We start from the raw sequence: 18,118 nt of genomic DNA on the forward strand, positions 1-18,118 counted from the left end.
GCGGGGTTACTTTCCCGCCTTGGGCCGGGAAATTCGGTAGAAACCCGCCCCGTGCCGCCGAATGTAAGGCGCAAAACTGCCGTTCTGGGGCCCCAGGGCCCGGCCGCTCCATAAATCCTGCACGCGGCTGCCGGCGGGCATGCCCAGCTCGGCCAGCGCCACCGGCACCCGCACCGAGTCGGCGGGCGCGGGCCGCAGCGGGCTTTTGGTGAACACCAGCGCCTGGAACGTGCCGCCGGTGTTTTGCCCCGCCGCGGCCTGGTCGAGCCCCACGGTGGCCGTGAAGCGCACGTAGCCCGCCGGCAGGTCGTACTCGATGGTGGAATTGGCGTGGGTGCCGATGCCCGCCGCGTAGGTTTGGCCCGCCACCTTGAGGGGACCACCGCTCACGCTTTTGCCCGCCGTGACTTGGCCCCAGCCGGCTGTGGCCGTCCGCCAGGGCAGCGAGGCGAGGGCCAGGGTTTTGCCCGCGCCGTCCACCAGCACGGGGTTCAGCCAGTCGGCGTGGTCCCAGGCGGTGCCGTCGCCGCCGTCGCGCACGTTCAGGTACAGCTTTTGGGCCCCGGCAATGTTCACGTCGAGCGCGGCCTGGGGCCCCTGGCGGTTGATAATTGGGCTGCTGGCGGCGGCGTCGATGGCGGGGGCCAGCTCCTGGTCTTGGGCGTTGAAGAGGGCGAGGAACTTGTCGCCGGTTTTGGGGTCGTCGGCCACCCAGCCCACCAGGTCACCGCGCCGGAACAGCTGGCGGTTGTGGGTGCTGGTGCGGTTCACGGCCAGCACGCGCGGGTTGGTAATCAGCGCCAGCGTGGCCGGCGTGTTGCTGGGCAAGTCGCCGCCGAACATCAGCGGCGAGCGGAACACGCTCCACAGCGTCATCAGCGTGCGCTGCTCGTCGTTGGTGAAGCGCGTTTGGCGGTCGTCGCCGCGCTCGGCCCGGATGCCCAGGCGGCCCAGCGGCAGCATGTCGGCGTCGGGCCAGGCCCCGGGCATAATGTAGGGCGCCCAGCGCTCGCACACCGCGAAGTGCTCCTTAAGCTGCTCCCAGCTGTCCCAGAAGTCGCCCACGGTGCGCCACAGGTTGGCGTGTTGCTGGGCGTGGCGGGCGTCGGCAATTGGCGTTTCGCCCGGCGACATGCTGAACACGATTTTGCGGCCCGTGCGGTCGATGGCCTTGCGGATCAGCTCGATTTCGCCCGCGTGGTAGGGCTCCGAGAGGTCGTCAATTTTCACGAAGTCCACGCCCCAAGCGGCGTACAGCTCAAACAGCGAGTTGTAGTATTCCTGGGCCCCGGGCCGGGTGGGCACCACCGTGTACATGTCGTGCAGCCACGCCGCCTGGCCGTCGGGGCTGTAGATGTCGGCCGCCGTCAGCTTGGTGCCCTTGATGGGCAGCTTGCGCTGCACGGCGATGACGGGCACGCCGCGCATGAGGTGAATGCCAAACTTCAAGCCCTTGGCGTGCAGGTAATCGGCCAGGGGCTTGAAGCCCTTGCCCCCGGCCGCCGACGGAAACCGGTTGGGCGCGGGCACGAAGCGGCCGTACTGGTCGATGTTCCAGGCGGGGTCTTTCTCGTTGTAGCCGTGGGCTGTGTCGTTGCCCACGTACCACCGAATATCTACCACCACGTACTCCCAGCCGCTGCTTTTCAGGTTTTTGGCCATGTAGTCGGCGTTGGCCTTGGTTTCGGCTTCCGTCACGGTGGGGCCGTAGCAGTCCCAGCTGTTCCAGCCCATGGGCGGTGTGGAGGCCCATTGGTGGAAGTCGGCTTTGGGGGCTGCCTTTTGGGCAAACGCGGGGGCCGTGCTGCCCAGGGCCCAAACGCCGCCAAGCAAGAAGTTACGCAGGTGGTTCATTGATAAACTTTTAAGAGCGAGCGGGATGGGCCTCAGGCCGTCATGCAGCGCGTAGCGAAGCATCTTTTCTGCGCCAGTAACATAATTAGTTACGCGAGAAAGATGCTTCGCTACGCGCTGCATGACGGCCTAAGGGTTCCCCTTTTCCTGCCTTTCGGTGCGGCCTGAGCCTAGCCCAGCCGGGGCCCTATTTCTTCTTGCCCCAGATGGCCGTCCCGTTGGTATCGAGGCCGGTGAAGACGACGGTGGCCTTCTTGTTTTCCCAGTCGCGGCCTTTCTGCACGTACACCGGGGCGCTGGTGCCGTTGCCGAAGCGCAGCGTCAGCCAGGGCGCGGCGTAGGTCCAGGTGCCGGTGGTGGCGCCGCCGAACGTACCATCGGCGGCCAGGGTAAGGGCGGTGCTGTACTGGAAGTTGGGCGTGAGCTGCTCGTTGCCGTAGCCCGGAATGACGATGTAATTGAGGGTTATTTGCTCCCAGGTACCCGCCAAATCGGCCTGCGCTACGGGGCTATTGTCTTCGCCGGCGTAGCGCTCGGGCGACACCACCGGCCAGCCCGAGGGCGTCCAGAAAATCTTGCGCACGTGCAAGTCCATGTAGTACGAGTCGATGCCCGGGCGGCCCTGGTGGGCCATGAAGTACTGGCCGTTGCCGTCGCTGAACACGCCGCAGTGGCCCGTGCCCTGCCAGCCGCTGTGGCCCTCAAACTGGTAGGGCGCCAGAATCATCGGCCCGTGGTCCTCCACCAAGTTGATGTCGCGGCCCTTGAAATCGAGGAAGGGCCCCTGCGGCGAGTCAGACCGGCCCACGCGCACGTTGTACTTGGTCTGGAGCCAGTCGTAGGAAAGGAACAGGTAATACTTGCCCTGCTCCTTGTTGTAGATAATTTCGGGCCCCTCGATGTTGCCGTTGATGGCCGTGCCCGTGAAGCCGCGCTGGGCAACGCGGGGGCCCCGGTCGCCGGTCACGGCGTTCAGGCCGGTGGCGGCGTCGAGCTTCACCATGTGAATGCCGTCGAAGGCCGAGCCGTAGTACATGCGGTGCTGGCCCTGCTGGTCGACGATGACCGTGGGGTCGATGCCGTTGGTGATGTCGGCCGACGAGTTGTCGGTCGTCACCACCAGGCCCTTCTCCGTCCAGGGCCCCGTGGGCGAGCTGGCCGTGGCCAGGCCAATGGTACTCACCTTGAATAAGTTAGAAGCCAGCGAGTAGTACAGGCGGTACTCGCTGCCCACTTTCAGCACGTAGGGGGCCCACAGCAGCTTGTTGGGCACGGCGCCGCGCTGGGTGATGTAGGCCACGCCCAGCGGCGGCAGGCCCTTGAGGGCCCAGCCCACGAACTCCCACTGCACCAGGTCCTTCGAGCGACGCATCTGCAGGCCGGGCGTCAGCGCGGCGTCCGAAATGCCGTAGCCCACGTCGGTGCTGTACATGTAGTAGTACCCGTCGTCGTCCTTGATAACGGCCGGGTCGTGCACGTTGTAGGGCCCCCACTGCGTCGACGCGCCCAGCGCCGCCACGTTGGCGTAGGTATCGGTGATGTTGTTGATATCGAACGCGGTAGGCGTAGGGGTGGGTGCCGTGGGCGTGGGGGTAACCGGCGTGGCGGCAGTTTCCTCCTTTTTGCAAGCCGCCGCGCCGAGCAGCAGCGCCATCAGCAGGCTGCTCCAGCGTAGTGAAGGGAAAAGGGACTTCTTCATGGGAATTATCGGGGGTAGAAGAGGAAAGGAATAGGTCTCTTTAGGGTTTCGTTAGCACGTCATGCAGAGCGCAGCGAAGCATCTTCACCGCTCAACTAATCATTGATTACTACTGCGGGAGAGATGCTTCGCTGCGCTCTGCATGACGTGCTAACGAAACCCTAAACTGCGCTACTGCCCGCGGCCGGGGCCCTATTTCTTGCCCGCCACCCGCAGCACCGTGAAGGAGTTGGGGGCCAGGGTGTAGCTGAGCGTGGTGCCGCTCACGGCGAAGGTTGATTGCTGGGGGGCGAGTTTTTGGGGCTCCTTGAGGCTGTTCTGGGTTTGCAGGTCGGCGCTGGCCATCACCTGGGCGCGGCCGGTTTTGCCCAGCTTCTTGGCCCCGGCCAGGTTGATTTTCACTGCGCGCGGGCTGCTGGAGTAGTTCACCAGCTTCACCACCACGTCGCCGGCCTTGTCGTCGGCCACGGCGCTGGCGAAGAGGTTGTCGGTGCCGTTTTTGGCGCCGCCGGGCATGGTCACGGGCAGCACGTTGGTGCCTTTGTTAAGGGCGTACATTTTCTGCACGTAGTAGCTCGGCGAGCCGTACGAGTTCAGGTTATCAAACCAAATCATGTCCGGCGTCCACTGCCAGGCGTCCACGTTGGCCAGCAGCGGGGCGTAGCTGGCCATGCCCACCACGTCGGCGTTGCGCTCCAGGCCGGTCATAAAGGCGGCCTCGGAAATGGCGCAGTCCCAGGTGTTTTTGTTGTCGGGGCTGCCGATGGCGACGCTCTGGGCGGCGTACTCGCCGGCGAAGATTTTGGGCCCCGTGCGCGGGTACTTGTCGTAGCGGTCGGCGTGTTGGCGGAACCAGTCGGGCAGGGCGTAGTAGTGCTCGTCCACGTACTCGGCCTTCAGTTCGCCCAGGCGCTTGCTGGCCTTGTCAAACAGCTCGCCGTCGGGGCTGGGGCCCGCGCTGCTCACAATCTCCATGCTGGGGTACTTGGCCTTCACGGCTTTGGCAAACGGCTCGTAGCGCTCCAGGTACTGGGGGCCCCACTGCTCATTGCCGATGCCAATCATCTTCAGGTTGAAGGGCGCGGGGTGGCCCATGGCCGCGCGCTTGGCGCCCCAGGGGCTGCTGGCCGGGCCGTTGGCAAATTCCACCAAATCGAGCGCGTCCTGAATGAACACGTCCAGCGACGGGTCGGCGCCCGGGGCCCCGGCGCCCTCAGCGTTGGGGCCGCCCTTGGTGCTGGCGGTGCCCATCGGGGCCAGCTCGCCCGAGTTGAACTGGCAGGCCATGCCCACGTTCAGAATCGGCAGCGGCTCGGCCCCAATGTCCTCGGCCAGCTGGAAATACTCGTAGAAGCCCAGCCCGAACGACTGGTAGTAGTCGGGCGTTGAACGGTGCTTGAACTCCATGTTCCAGCGGTTAATCAGCGGCATGCGGGCGGCCACGTCGCCGATGGTTTCCTTCCACTGGTAGCGCTCCGAAAGGGTGCGCCCCTCCACAATGCAGCCGCCGGGGAAACGCAGAAACCCGGGCTGCATGTCCTTGAGCAGCTGCACCAAATCGGTGCGCAAGCCGTTGGGCCGGCCCTTCCAGGTATCCTTCGGGAACAGGGAAATCACGTCCAGGTCCACCGTGCCCGTGCCGTTCAGCACCAGCTTCAAGGAGGCCTTGTTGAGGGTGCCGGTGGCCTTCAGAACCACTGTGTATTTCTGCCACTGGTCGGTGAAGCCCGTGACGGGCGCCGTGGCCAGGGCTTGGCCCTTCTCGCCCACGATGACAGCCGTGAGGCCCCCAACGCTGCCGGGGCCCCGCCGGGCGTAGAAGGAAAGCGTGTACTCAGCGCCCGCCTTCACGCCCATGCCGCGGAAGCCTTCGTTTTCCAGGCCGGCCTCGCCGGGGGCCCCGGCGCGGGTGGTGAGGCGCACGTAGTGCTTGTTGGTGGCGCTCACGCCCTGCTCGTTGCGCACGGCGTAGGCATCGAGGTTGGCCGCGCCCTGCAAGGCCTTCCAGCCGATGAGCGCGGCGTCGGTTTCGAACGACTTGTTCTTCACCAACTCGGGGTACAGCCCCCCGTCGGCGGCGAAGTTGATGTCTTCGAAAAACAGGCCGTACATGTTCTTGTTGACGGCCGCGCCGGGCTTGTTCACCTGCACGGTGAGGGCCACGGGCGCCGCGGTTTGGGCCCCGGCGGGGCCGCCAGCGAGGGCCCCGAACAGGGCCAAGCCGGGGGCCAAGGCTGGAAAGCGGGAAGGAGTGCGCATAAAAATCAGACTAAAAACGGGTGGGGAGAATGTCAGCACGTGACGTACAACGCCGGCCAGCAGCGCGCAGGAAAAAGCAAAAAAGAACCAGGCCGGTGGCTTTTGGGCCAGCGGAACGTTCGGTTGCGGGGCATCGCCTCGTCCGGGAAAAGAAGCTTGGTATGGGGCCCTAAGCGGGCGCCAGGGCCCCGTAATGCATTGGTTGTTAGCTCCGGAAGGCCACTTCGTTGTAGCGTAGCTCGTTTTTGAACGTGCGGAGCTTGGTGTCCTCGTCGATAATCAAGAACTCGATGCCGGCCATTTCGGCGAAGTCTTCCAAGTACTCGGCGGTCAGGTTTTGGCTGTAGCCGGTGTGGTGGGCGCCGCCGGCCAGGATCCAGGCGGCGAGGCCGGTTTTCATGTCGGGGTGCACCTTCCAGAGCACGCGAGCCACGGGCAGGTGGGGTAGGTCGTGGGCGGGCGCCACGGCTTCCACGGTGTTCACAATCATGCGGAAGCGGTTGCCCATGTCCACAATGGTCGCGTTCAGGGCCGGGCCGGCGGGGCAGTTGAACACCAGGCGCACGGGGTCTTCTTTGCCGCCGATGCCGAGCGGGTGCACTTCGGCGCGCACCTTGCCCTCGGCAATCGTGGGGCAGATTTCGAGCATGTGCGAGCCCAGTACTTGCTCGTTGCCGGGCGCGAAGTGGTAGGTGTAGTCCTCCATGAACGAGTTGCCGCCGGGCAGGCCGGCGCCCATCACCTTCATGGCGCGCACCAGGGCCGAGGTTTTCCAGTCGCCCTCGCCGCCGAAGCCGTAGCCGTCGGCCATCAGGCGCTGGGTGGCAATGCCGGGCAGCTGCTTCATGCCGTGCAGGTCCTCAAACGTGTCGGTGAAGCCCTTGGCGTTGCGCGCCTCCAAAAACTGGCGCATGCCAGCCTCAATGCGGGCGGCGTCGCGCAGGCTATCGCGCTGGGGGCCCCCGGCCAGCAGGCCGTCGGCCAGCTCGTATTCCTTCTCGTAGGTCGCCACCAGCTCGTCAATCTGCGCGTCGGTCACGGCGTCCACTACCGCCACCAGGTCGCCGATGCCGTAGGTGTTCACTTCGTAGCCAAACTTGATTTCGGCTTCCACCTTATCGCCCTCGGTCACGGCCACGTAGCGCATGTTGTCGCCGAAGCGCACGAAGTGGGCCCCCTGCCAATCGGCCCAGGCGCAGGCCACGCGGCTCCAGATGCTGAGGCGCTCGTGCACGTCGGCACTCTGCCAGTGGCCCACAATCACCTTGCGGTTCAGGCGCATGCGGGTGCCGATGAAACCAAACTCCCGGTCGCCGTGCGCCGATTGGTTGGTGTTCATGAAGTCCATGTCGATGTCGGCCCACGGAATGTCGCGGTTGAACTGGGTGTGCAAGTGCGCCAGCGGCTTTTGCAAAATCTTCAGGCCGTTGATCCACATTTTGGCCGGCGAGAAGGTGTGCATCCAGGCAATGAGGCCCACGCAGTTCTCCGTGGTGTTGGCCTCCTGCATCAGCTTGTAAATCTCGGCGGGGCCCGTCAGCACGGGCTTGTACACGATTTTAATGGGCAGCTTGGTGCCAAACTCTGCGGCAATCTGCTGCGAGTGCTGGGCAACTTGCTCCAGGGTTTCGGGGCCGTAGAGGTGCTGGCTGCCGGTAATGAACCAGGCTTCGTAATGCGAAATGTCAATCATGGTGGTTGGTAGTTTGTAGCGTGGACTTTGTAGTCCGCGTTTTTTGAACGGTCGCTAAACGGTAATCGGTGGGACGAAGCGAGAGCCGCGGACTACAAAGTCCGCGCTACAGCGCTACTGCCCGTAGTAGGAATTGGCGCCGTGCTTGCGCTCGTAGTGTTTTTTAATCAACGCGTCTTTCAGGCGCGGCACGTCGGCGCGCAGCGTGGTGCTGAGGTAGGCCATGCGGGCCACTTCCTCCAGCACGGCGCTGTTGTACACGGCTTTTTCCACGGTGGGGCCCCAGGTGAAGGGCGCGTGGTTGGCCAGCAGCACCATTTCCACCTCGTCGGGCGCGAGGCCGCGGCGGGTGAATTCGTTCATGATCTGCCAGCCGGTTTCGTGCTCGTAGTCGCCGGCAATCATGTCGTCGGCCATGGGCGGGGCGCACGGTACGTCGGCCGTAAGGTGGTCGGCGTGCGTGGTGCCCAGCACCGGAATGTCGAGCTGCGCCTGGGCCCATGCGGTAGCGTAGGTGCTGTGCGTGTGCACGATGCCGCCAATGTGCGTCCAGTGCTTGTAGAGCACGGCGTGGGTTTTGGTGTCCGACGACGGCCGCTTGGTGCCTTCCACAACGTTATTGTCGAAGTCCACAATCACGATGTCCTCCGGCTTGAGCGCGACGTAGGGCACGCCGCTGGGCTTGATGGCAAACACGCGGTTTTCGCGGTCGACCACGCTGGCGTTGCCGAAGGTGAAGAGCACCAGCCCGAGGGCCGGCAATTGCATGTTGGCGTCGTAGCAGGTCTGCTTCAGGGCTTGGTACTGGCTCATGCGGAGGTGATGGCTTGCGTTTCGGTTTCCGCCACGGGCTCGGTGTGGCCGGCCGCCGTGGTGCTTTCCACGAACTGGCCCAGGGCCTGGTATTGGGCGTAGCGGGCGGCGTAGTCGGCCACGCGGGCGGGGTTGGGGGTGTAGGTTTCGGCAAAGCCGCTGCCCAGCGCTTTTTGGGCGCTTAGCACGTCGGGATAGATGCCGGCGGCCACGGCCGCGTACATGGCCGCGCCCAGCGCTGGCGCCTGTTCCGAAACGGCAATTTTGATGGGCCGGTCGAGTACGTCGGCCAGCGTCTGCATCACGAAGGCCGATTTCTTGGCCACGCCGCCGATGCCGATGACTTGCTTGATCGGAATGCCTTCCTGCTCGAAGCGCTCCACAATTTGCTTCGAGCCGTAGCAAATGGCTTCCACCAGGGCCCTAAAAATCTGGGGCGCCGAGGTGCCCATCGTCAGGTTCGTCAGGGCCCCCTTCAGGGCTTGGTTGGCGTCGGGGGTGCGGCGGCCGTTCACCCAGTCCAGGGCCAGCACGCTGCTCTCGGCGGGGTCAACTTCGGCGGCAGCTTGGGTCAGCTGGCGCAGCAGGTTGTCGCTAAGCTCCTGGCGCAGGGCCCCCAGCTGGTCGGCGCTGAGCACCTTCGATTCGGTCAGGCCGGCTTGCAGGGGCCACTCCAGTATGTTGCGGAACCAGGCCAGCAGGTCGCCGAAGGCCGATTGGCCGGCTTCCAGCCCCAGCATCCCGGGGATGACCGACCCATCCACCTGCCCGCAGATGCCGGCTACCAAGTGCCCGCCCACTTCTGCAGTAGGGGCCACCACGATGTCGCAGGTGCTGGTGCCCATCACCTTCACCATGGAATAGGATTCTATCTCGCCAGCCACGGCCCCGGCGTGCGCATCGAACGAGCCCACGGCTACTACGGTGCTGGTGGTCAGGCCCAAGCGCGTGGCCCATTCTTCGGAAAGATGGCCGGCCACTTGGTCGGCCGTGTACGTTTCCTTGAATAAACGATTGTGTAGGCCGGCCAGCTTTGGTTCGAGGTGGTCGAGGAACTGCTGCGGGGGCAAGCCGCCCCAGCTCTCGTGCCACATGGCCTTGTGGCCGGCGGCGCAGCGGCTGCGCTTGAAGCTGGTCAGCTCGCCGCCGGTCAGCAGCAGCGTCACCCAGTCGCAGTGCTCCATCCAGGAGTGGGCGGCCTGGGCCACGGCGTCGTCTTCGCGCACGATGTGCATGATTTTCGCCCAGAACCATTCCGAGGAATAAATGCCGCCCTCGTACTTGGTGTAGTCCTCGCCGCCCCAGGTGCGGGCTTTGTGGTTGATTTCGGCGGCTTCGGCCAGGGCCGTGTGGTCTTTCCAGAGCACAAACAGCGCGTTGGGGTTCTCAGCAAACTCGGGCAGCAAGCCCAGGGCCACGCCGTCGGCGTTGACGGGGCCCGGCGTCGAGCCGGTGGTGTCTACCGCCAGGCCCACCACTTCGGCGGGGTTGGCCACGTTGGCCAGCACTTGCTTGATGGTGGTTTCCAGGCCCTCGATGTAATCGAGTGGGTGTTGGCGGAAGCGGTTTTTGGTGGCGTTGCAGTAAGCGCCGCGCTGCCAGCGCGGGTAGTAGTGCACGGCCTGCGCAACTTCGGCGCCGGTGCGGGCGTCCACCAGCAGGGCGCGCACCGAGTCGGTGCCATAGTCGAGGCCAATAACGTAGGCCGGGGAGGCGGTTTGTTCGGGCACGGTGTTCAAGGAGTGAATGAGTGAATGAATGAAGGAGTGATTGGGTGAACAGGCGAGTTGGTAAATAAGTGAGTTGGTCAATTCACTCATTTACCAACTCGCCAACTCACTCCTTATTTCCGCACCCCAAACGTGTAGGTAGTGGCGGTGTGGTAAGTCTCGCCCGGCTTCAGCTCGGTGGTCGGGAACTTGGGCTGGTTGGGCGAGTCGGGGAAGTGCTGGGTTTCGAGGCAGAAGCCGGCGTGCTTGCCGTACACGGTGCCGTTGTGGCCCTTCAGGGTGCCGTCGAGGAAGTTGCCGGTGTAGAACTGCACGCCGGGCTGGTCGGTGGTCACTTCCAGGGTGCGGCCCGAGGCGGGGTCGTACACGGTGGCGGCACTGTGCTGGCCGGTGGTTTTGTTCAGCACCCAGTTATGGTCGTAGCCGCCGGGCACCTGCGCAATCCGCTCGCCGATGGCGTGGGGCGTGGTGAAGTCAAACGGCGTGCCCTTCACCGGCTTCAGCTCGCCGGTCGGAATCAGGGTGGCGTCCACCACGGTGTAGCGGTCGGCGGGCAGCGTCACCTCGTGGGCCAGCACGTCCTTGCTCTGGCCCAGGCCCAGGTTGAAGTAGGCGTGGTTGGTGAGGTTGAGAACCGTGGCCTTGTCGGTGGTGGCGGTGTAATCAATGCGCAGGCCGTTGTCGTCGGTGAGGGTGTACACCACCGTCACGTCGAGGGCCCCGGGGTAGCCTTCTTCGCCGTCCTTGCTCAGGTATTTGAGCGTCAGGCTCTGGCCATCGGTCGAGCGGGCGGGCGTGGCCGTCCAGATTTTCTTGTCAAAGCCCTGCTTGCCGCCGTGCAGCGAGTTCGGGCCGTTGTTGGCAGCCAGCGAATATGCTTTGCCCTCCAGGGTAAATTTGCCGCCCTTGATGCGGTTGCCGTAGCGCCCGATCAGGGCCCCAAAGTAGGGGCTCGACTTCAAAAAAGCGGGGCTTTGGTAGCCGCCCACCTCGTCGAAGCCCAGCACCACGTCGCCGGTTTTGCCATTTTTATCTGGCACCTGAATGCTGGTGATGGTGCCGCCGTAGTTGCTGATGGTCACCGTCATGCCGTGGGCGTTGGTGAGCGTGAACAGACGGGCTTCGGTACCGTCGGTGGTTTTGCCAAAAGCAGTGGACGTGGGCATGGCGGCGGAAGGGGTGCGGGCAGAATCAGTGGCGGTTTCAGGGGCCCCAGCGGTGCTTTGCTGGGCAGTGGGCTGCGAATTGCAGGCGGCCAGTAGCAGCAAGCTGCCAAGGCCGCCCGCTCCGAGGCGGCGGAAATGGGTCATGGAAAAAGGGAACGTAAGGTGGAACGCTGCGGCGGGTCCGCCGCAGGGCCCAAAACAACGGCTTTTTTTCTATAAAACGGTGAGTTCCGGTGCCCGCGCCCGGCCGGTGCCTAGCCCGCAAAGGGCCCGCCCGGGGAGTGGACGGGCCCCAGCGGACGGGTGGCTAGTAGCCGGGGTTCTGCTTGATGGTGGGGTCGAGGTCGATGTCGGTCTGCGGCAGGGGCAGCAACTTCGACACGCCCAAGCGGAAGTCGGCAAAATCCGGGTCACGGGTTATCAGGTCGTTGAGGCCAGCTTGGTTATCGAGCAGGCCCCAGCGGTTGATGTCGAACCAGCGTTGGCCTTCGTAGGCCAGCTCGCGGCCGCGCTCACCCCGCATGTAGAGGCGCAGGCTAGTCTGGTTATAGTTCGCGGCGCTGATGGGGGCCAGGCCCACGCGCTGGCGCACCTGGTTCACGAGCGGCACGGCGGCGGCCGTTTGGCCCAGCTCGTTCAGGGCTTCGGCTTGCAGCAGCAATACATCGGCGTAACGGATAACGCGGAAATTGATGCCCGAGGTGAAGTTTTCGGGGGTTCTGATGGTGCGGTCGTTTTGGTATTTGCGCCCGTACAACTGGTTGCGCTGCAAGCCAGTGCTATCCGTCTGGCCTTGCACCGGCGGGTAAAATTTGTCCCAGCGCCGGCCGTACACTTTGGGCGTACCGACGTAACTGAAGATGGATATATCGCGCCGTGGATCAATCATATGCTTGCTGCTACTCCCCGGGGCCAAGGCAACCGTTGAGTCCTGGAAGGCATCAAATAGCCACTGGCGGGGCTGCACGTCGGCAAACGAGAAGATCGGCGGCCCGAAGAAGTTGGGCCGGTCGTAGCCTTCCGAGGCAGAGGCGTTGTCCTGGCCCTGGCCTACGTCGAGCACTGAGCCCGTGTACTGCACCTCAAACACCGACTCGCTATTGTTCTCGTTGGTGGCCGTAAAATTGTCGAGGTAGTTGGGCACCAGCGAATATTTGCCCGAGCCAATGATGGTCGTGAACAAGGCCGAGGCCTCGGCGTACTTGTGCTGCTGCATGTACATTTTGGCCAGCAAGGCCTGGGCGGCCCCCTTGGTGGCGCGCCCGAGGTCGGCGGCGGCGTAGGTCACGGGCAGGTCGGGGATGGCCGCCTGCAGGTCGGCGATGACCTGGGCTTCCACTTCGGCCGGCGTCACCTGTTGCACGCGGGTGGTGGCGGTGGGCTCGACGAGGATCAGCGGCACGTTGCCGAAAAACGAGTCCAGGTCGAAGTACATCAGGGCCCTAATGAAGCGCGACTCGGCGATGTACTGCGCCTTCAGGCCGGCGTCCATCGTGATGCCGGGGATGCGGCCCAGCGCCTGGTTGGTGCGGTAAATGGTGCGGTAGTAATCATTCCAGGCGAAGGCCGAGATGAAGAAGTTATTGTTGGGCTGGATGAAGCGCGTGAACACGGCCAGTTCCACGAACGGACTTTGGCTGTACGACTCGTCGGAGCGGGCCGTGATGAACTGCCACGAGTGGCCGTAGCAGGCGTACTGCTGCACGCCCGAGTAGGCGGCAATCACGCCCTTGTTGGCGTCGTCGGCCGTGAGCCAGAACTGCGCCACGGACAGCGTGTTGGGGTTGGTCTGGTCCAGCAGGTCTTTCTTGCAGCCGGAGGCCCCGAGCAAGCTGCCCGCCAGCACCAATAGGGTAGCGATTTTATGGGATTTCATATAAAGTGCGTGTAGACGGGTGGGGGAGTGCGGACGCAGCCAGCGCCTGGGGCCCCGGCTGCGCTGCGCAACGGGTTAGAAGGTGGCCTGAATGCCGCCGGTGAAGGTGCGCACGTTGGGGTAGGCGCTGTTGTCGACGCCGCGGCTGAAGTAGCCCGTGCCCGTGATTTCGGGGTCGTAGCCCGAGTACTTGGTGAAGGTCACGATGTTGCGGCCCGTCACGTACACCCGCAGGCTGCCCAGCGACGGGGCCCAGGCCATCATGGTTTTGGGGAAGGTGTAGCCCAGCTGCACGTTCTTCAGGCGCAGGTAGGCCCCGTTTTCGAGCCAGCGCGTGGTGTTGTACAGGGCGTTGGACGCAGCGGCCAGGCCCAGGTTGCCGGCCCCGCCGCCTTGCAGCAGGCGGGCGTTGGAGTTCGACGGGTTCGTCGTGGACCAAGGCTGCACGTCGGCTTCGTAGTTGCTGGGGCCGTCGTAGCGCTCCAGGGCGTACTTCGAGTTGTTGTAAATCTGGTTGCCGCTCACGCCCTGCCAGAACACCGACAGGTCGAAGCCTTTGTAGCCCGCCGTCAGGGTCAGGCCGTATTGCAGGGTGGGGAAGGGCGAGCCCACTTGCGTGCGGTCCTTGCTGTCAATCACGCCGTCGCCGTTCACGTCGGTGTACTTCACGTCGCCGGCCGACGCGTAGGGCTGAATCACGGTGCCGGCCGCGTTTTTGTAGGCGTTCACCTCGTCCTGCGACTGGAAGATGCCCGCCATCGGAATCAGGAAGAACGACCCCACCGACGTGCCTACGCTTGTGCTCGTCAGGCCCTGGCCGTCCACCAGCGTCTGGCCCGGGTTGGGCAGCGCCGTCACGCGGTTGCGCAGGGTGGTCAGGTTGGCGTCGATGCCGTAAGTGAAGGCGTTCTTGGTTTCGTGGTAGCCGAGGCCCAACTCAAAGCCGCGGTTTTCGAGGTTGCCGGCGTTCTGGAACACCGTGCCGAAGTTGCCGGTGTAGATGGGCACGACGATCGGGGCCAGCGCTTTGCGCGTTTCCGATACGTAGTAGTCGGCCGTCAGCGTCAAGCGATTATCCAGGAAGGCGGCGTCCAGGCCCACGTCCTTGGTGCGGCGCTCTTCCCACTGTAGGTTGTCGCTGGCCAACACCACCTGGTCGCGGCCGTTGGTGATGGTTTGGCCGGCGCCCAGCACGTAGTTCACGTTCTGGTTGATGTTGGGCGTGGGCAGGTAGGCGCCGAAGTAATCGCCGGACAGCTGGTCGTTGCCGATGATGCCGTAGCTGGCGCGCAGCTTCAGGTTGTTCACCATTGGCAGGGCGTTCTGGAAGAACGTTTCTTCGCTGATGCGGTAGCCCAGCGAGGCGGCCCCGAAGTTGCCGTAGCGGTTCTGCTCCGCGAAGCGCGACGAGCCGTCGCGGCGGAAGCTGCCCGAGGCCAGGTAGCGGTTTTTGTAGTCGTAAGTAACCTGCGAGAAGTACGAGCGGTTGGTGATGCGGCCCTCAAGGCCGGTCACCACGCCCACGTTCTGGCCCGCGCTGAGCTGGAAGTAGTACTGGGGCAGGGGCGAGAAGTTCTGCGTTTGGGCGCTCACGTTGTGGTAGCGCGTGTCGCGCTCTGAGTAGCCCACCAGCGCGTTCACGTGGTGCTCGCCAATGCTCTTGTTGAAGTTCAGCGTGTTCTCGGCCATCGTGAACAGGTCATAGCCCAGAAACTCGGTGAGCGACGACGTGTTGATCTGCGTGTTCTGGCGCAAGATGCCCAGCTGCTGGGCGTCGGCGTTGCTGTAGGTGTGGCCGTCCAGGGCCAGGTTCAGGCGGTAGGTCAGGAAGTCGAAAATCGAATAGTCGACCGTGAAGTTGCCAGCCAGGCGGTTGTCCGACTGCGTGCGGCGCAGCAGTTGTTGGGCCCCCACGGGGTTGGTGGCGAAGGTGTTAAGCGCGGTCGAGCCCGTGCCGAAGCCGCCCAGGTTGGCTGGGTCGTACACCGGAATGGTGGGCAGGAAGGTGAGCACGTCGATGAACGGGAAGCCGTTGAGCAGCACCGTGTTTAGGTGCGTCAGCTGCGCGTTTTCCTGGAAGCGGAACTTGCCTTTCGTCAGGCCCGAGTTCAGGCGCAGGCTGTAGCGCTTGAAGTCGGGGCCCTTCACGATGCCTTCCTGGTGGAAGTATTCGCCCGAAATCAGGTAGTTGCTCGCGCTCTTCTCGCCGGTGCTGCCGCCCGAGAAGTTCACGTTGTAGTCCTCTACGCGGCCGGTCTGGAAAAATTCCTTCTGCCAATCGGTGTCGATGTTGGGGTTGAACGCGCCACCCGTGCCCTTTACGGCCCCGGCCAAGCTGTTCTGGCCCGCGCTCAAGGGGTTAAGGCCCGCGTTGGCGTAGGCTTGCACAGCGCGGTCGGCCCACTCGCTGGCGTTGGCCAGCTTGTAGCGCTTGTACACGTTGTCGACGCCGGCGTAGGCGTTGATGCCGATGGTTGGCGTGCCGGCCTTGCCCCGCTTGGTCGTGATCTGAATTACCCCGTTGGCGCCCCGGGCCCCGTAAATGGCCGTCGACGAAGCGTCCTTCAGGATGTTGAGCGTGGCGATGTCGTTCGGGTTGAGGTCGCGGATGTTGTCCGTCCACAGCCCGTCAATCACGTACAGCGGCGCGCTGCTGCTGTTGCCGGCGCTGCCAGGGCCCCGGATCACGATAACCGGCGCATCGCCGGGGCCGCCCGAGCCCTGCACCTGCACCCCCGCCACCTGGCCTTGCAGGGCCTGGGTGATGGTGGGCACCGGCATCTTGGTGGCTTCCTTCACGTTGAGGGCTCCCACGGCGCTACTCACGTTCTGGCGGTCCTGGGCGAGGTAGCCCACCACTACCACGTCGGCCAGCGCGTTGCTGTCGACCGCCAGGGCGGCGTCCACGGTGGTGCGGCTGCCTACCACCACTTCCTGGCTGGCATATCCCACATACGAAAACACCAGCGTGGCCCCGTCCGGCACCTCAATGGTGTAGCGGCCGTCGACGTTGGTCTGGGTGCCGACGCTGGTGCCCTTCACGATGACGTTGACGCCGGGCAAGCCGCCGCCTTTTTCGTCCACGATGCGCCCGCTGACGGGGCCCGCCGCCAGGGCCGGCTGCCGCAATTCGTCGGGGGTGGCGCGGTGGGCCAGCAGGGGCTGCAAGGGCAAGCAGCTCAGCGCCGCGGGTAAAGCCAGGCGCCACATTTTAGGTACGGACTTTCTCATAAAGAAAGGGAAAATTGGGTGGGAAAAATCTTAAACAGATGCACAATCGATTGTGCATTTAACTCAAAAAAAAGGTCTCCGAAATGTCATTGGCGCCGCGCAGGCGCCACCGAAAAGGGATGAATTGGAAACATTAAGACAATGATAACAGCTTTTTCGGTAACAACAAAATGACAAATCATTCTTTCGACGGCATAAATCAGTGGGATCGGGGCAAAAGTCCACTAAAAAACCCGTTTTTGAGTGTGCCCATTACCCTAGCATGGTAAAATATATTTTTGCTGCGGAGCTAATAAATTCTGTCCGCATTAACGATTGTGTAAATTTTACTAAAATTTTGACGAAAACGATTCCGATCGGTCGTGGCATCGAATAGGTGCATTACGCTCCGCTTAAGAGGCGTCGGTTGGCCTGGGTTAGCTGGCAGCAAAGCCCGCGCGGCTCAGCGAGGGCCCCAGCCACAGGTGCGCCGGGCGAGCCATTAACTTGGCCGCGCAGGGCAGCGGTCCCCAACGCCGCCATGCCAAAGGGTACGGTTTATTTGCCGGGGCCAAGGCCCCACAGCTCTCTGGAAAACCCTGGGTGGGCGGCACCTGGGACGTGCGCGGCGCCGCCCACCCAGGTGCGCACTCAATGGGTGCCGCGTTACTTCTGCTTTTTCTTCAGCGCCACGGCCACGGCTTGTTGCAGCAGGGGCTCCATTATGCGGTAGCCGGCCAAGGTGGGGTGCACACCGTCGCGGGCCAGGCCCGGCTTCATGCCCAGGTGGTCGTCGACCAGCGCCGCGTGGTAATCCAGGTACACGAAGTGGTGCTGCTGGGCGTAGGCGGCAAGCTGGGCATTGAGGGCCACTACTTTGGGACCCGGGCCGAGGCCGGGCCGCCAGGGGAATTCGGCGGCGGGCGTTACCGAGCACAGGATGACCCGCACGCCGTGCGCGTGGGCCAGCTCGGCCATGGCCGTAATGTTGCGCAGGGTGGCTTCGGGCTGGTAGGGCCCCGCGTTTTCGGCCACGTCGTTGATGCCGGCCAGGATGGCCACCACGGCGGGGTGCAGGTCCAGCACGTCGCGCTGGAAGCGCTCCAGCATCGTGGACGACACTTGCCCGCCGACGCCGCGGCCCACGTACTCGTAGGGCTTGCCGGCGAAAAAAGACGGGTCGGCCCCGGGCCAGCCGTCGGTGATAGAATTGCCCATCAGCACCACGCGCGGCGTACCGGCCACCGGCGCTGATAGCTGCTGGTTCTCGGCGGCGTAGCGGGGCAGGTTGGCGGGCGCGGCGGGCGTGGGGGTGGCCGCTGGGGCCTGTTGGGCCCGCAGTGGGGAAGCCAGCAGGCCCAGGGCCAGCGCGGGAAGCAGGTAGTATTTCATAAGGGTAGGGGGTCTGGGGGCCCGGTAAAAGTACAGGCGGCGGGCCGAGCCGCGGCCTAGGGTACCTCCTCCACTTCCACGCGCCGGTTGCGGGCGTCGGGCGAGGGGTACAGGGGGCGCGCGTCGCCGTAGCCGGCGGTGGCGATGCGCCCGGCCGCCACGCCGGCTTTCACCAAATAAGCCTGCACGGCGGCGGCCCGCTGCTCCGACAGCACCTGGTTTTTGTCGGGCTCGCCCACGCGGTCGGTGTGGCCCAGTACGCGCACGCGCCGGGCCGGCTGCGCTTTTAAGTCGGCGGCCAGCTGGTCGAGCGCCGGGCGGGCCGCCGGTAGCAGCTTGGCCTTGCCCACCTGAAACAGCACCGTGGGCAGCACCACCGGCGCGGGCGGCGCGGGGCGGCGCGGGGGGCGGCAGGAGCAGGTGCCG

The 18,118-nt window shown here is 64.4% G+C and carries 11 protein-coding genes; all 11 read right to left on the reverse strand.

Annotated elements, in window-relative coordinates:
- Window positions 1-6: 6 nt before the first annotated feature.
- A complete protein-coding gene (locus BEN49_RS15760; RefSeq protein WP_083326158.1) occupies window positions 7-1,854 on the reverse strand; it encodes an NPCBM/NEW2 domain-containing protein in 1,848 nt (615 codons plus the stop codon).
- Between the two features lie 187 nt (window positions 1,855-2,041).
- A complete protein-coding gene (locus BEN49_RS15765; protein WP_083326159.1) occupies window positions 2,042-3,553 on the reverse strand; it encodes an arabinan endo-1,5-alpha-L-arabinosidase in 1,512 nt (503 codons plus the stop codon).
- Window positions 3,554-3,745: 192 nt separating this feature from the next.
- Window positions 3,746-5,812, reverse strand: coding sequence for an alpha-L-arabinofuranosidase family protein (locus BEN49_RS15770; protein ID WP_083326160.1), 2,067 nt, complete (start codon window positions 5,810-5,812; stop codon window positions 3,746-3,748).
- Window positions 5,813-6,017: 205 nt separating this feature from the next.
- Complete coding sequence (araA, locus tag BEN49_RS15775; RefSeq protein ID WP_070744967.1) at window positions 6,018-7,505, reverse strand: L-arabinose isomerase; 1,488 nt, start codon at window positions 7,503-7,505, stop codon at window positions 6,018-6,020.
- Between the two features lie 114 nt (window positions 7,506-7,619).
- Complete coding sequence (locus BEN49_RS15780; RefSeq protein ID WP_070744969.1) at window positions 7,620-8,318, reverse strand: L-ribulose-5-phosphate 4-epimerase; 699 nt, start codon at window positions 8,316-8,318, stop codon at window positions 7,620-7,622.
- Window positions 8,315-10,048 carry a ribulokinase gene (locus tag BEN49_RS15785; RefSeq protein WP_070744990.1) on the reverse strand — a complete coding sequence of 578 codons (1,734 nt, stop codon included), beginning with the start codon at window positions 10,046-10,048 and terminating at the stop codon, window positions 8,315-8,317. The genes BEN49_RS15780 and BEN49_RS15785 overlap by 4 nt, the downstream gene beginning before the upstream one ends.
- 113 nt (window positions 10,049-10,161) lie before the next feature.
- On the reverse strand, window positions 10,162-11,358 hold the full coding sequence (locus BEN49_RS15790; RefSeq protein WP_070744971.1) for an aldose epimerase family protein: 1,197 nt from the start codon (window positions 11,356-11,358) through the stop codon (window positions 10,162-10,164).
- 163 nt (window positions 11,359-11,521) lie between these two features.
- Window positions 11,522-13,090, reverse strand: a complete 1,569-nt coding sequence (locus BEN49_RS15795) for a RagB/SusD family nutrient uptake outer membrane protein (RefSeq protein WP_070744973.1) — start codon at window positions 13,088-13,090, stop codon at window positions 11,522-11,524.
- Between the two features lie 75 nt (window positions 13,091-13,165).
- Window positions 13,166-16,321 carry a SusC/RagA family TonB-linked outer membrane protein gene (locus BEN49_RS15800; RefSeq protein WP_083326162.1) on the reverse strand — a complete coding sequence of 1,052 codons (3,156 nt, stop codon included), beginning with the start codon at window positions 16,319-16,321 and terminating at the stop codon, window positions 13,166-13,168.
- 645 nt (window positions 16,322-16,966) lie between these two features.
- Complete coding sequence (locus BEN49_RS15805) at window positions 16,967-17,692, reverse strand: GDSL-type esterase/lipase family protein (protein WP_070744977.1); 726 nt, start codon at window positions 17,690-17,692, stop codon at window positions 16,967-16,969.
- 56 nt (window positions 17,693-17,748) lie between these two features.
- On the reverse strand, window positions 17,749-18,118 hold a 370-nt coding region (locus BEN49_RS15810), incomplete at its 5' end, for an OmpA family protein (protein WP_141765694.1).

The organism is Hymenobacter coccineus, assembly GCF_001816125.1.
In the GTDB taxonomy this organism is placed as follows: domain Bacteria; phylum Bacteroidota; class Bacteroidia; order Cytophagales; family Hymenobacteraceae; genus Hymenobacter; species Hymenobacter coccineus.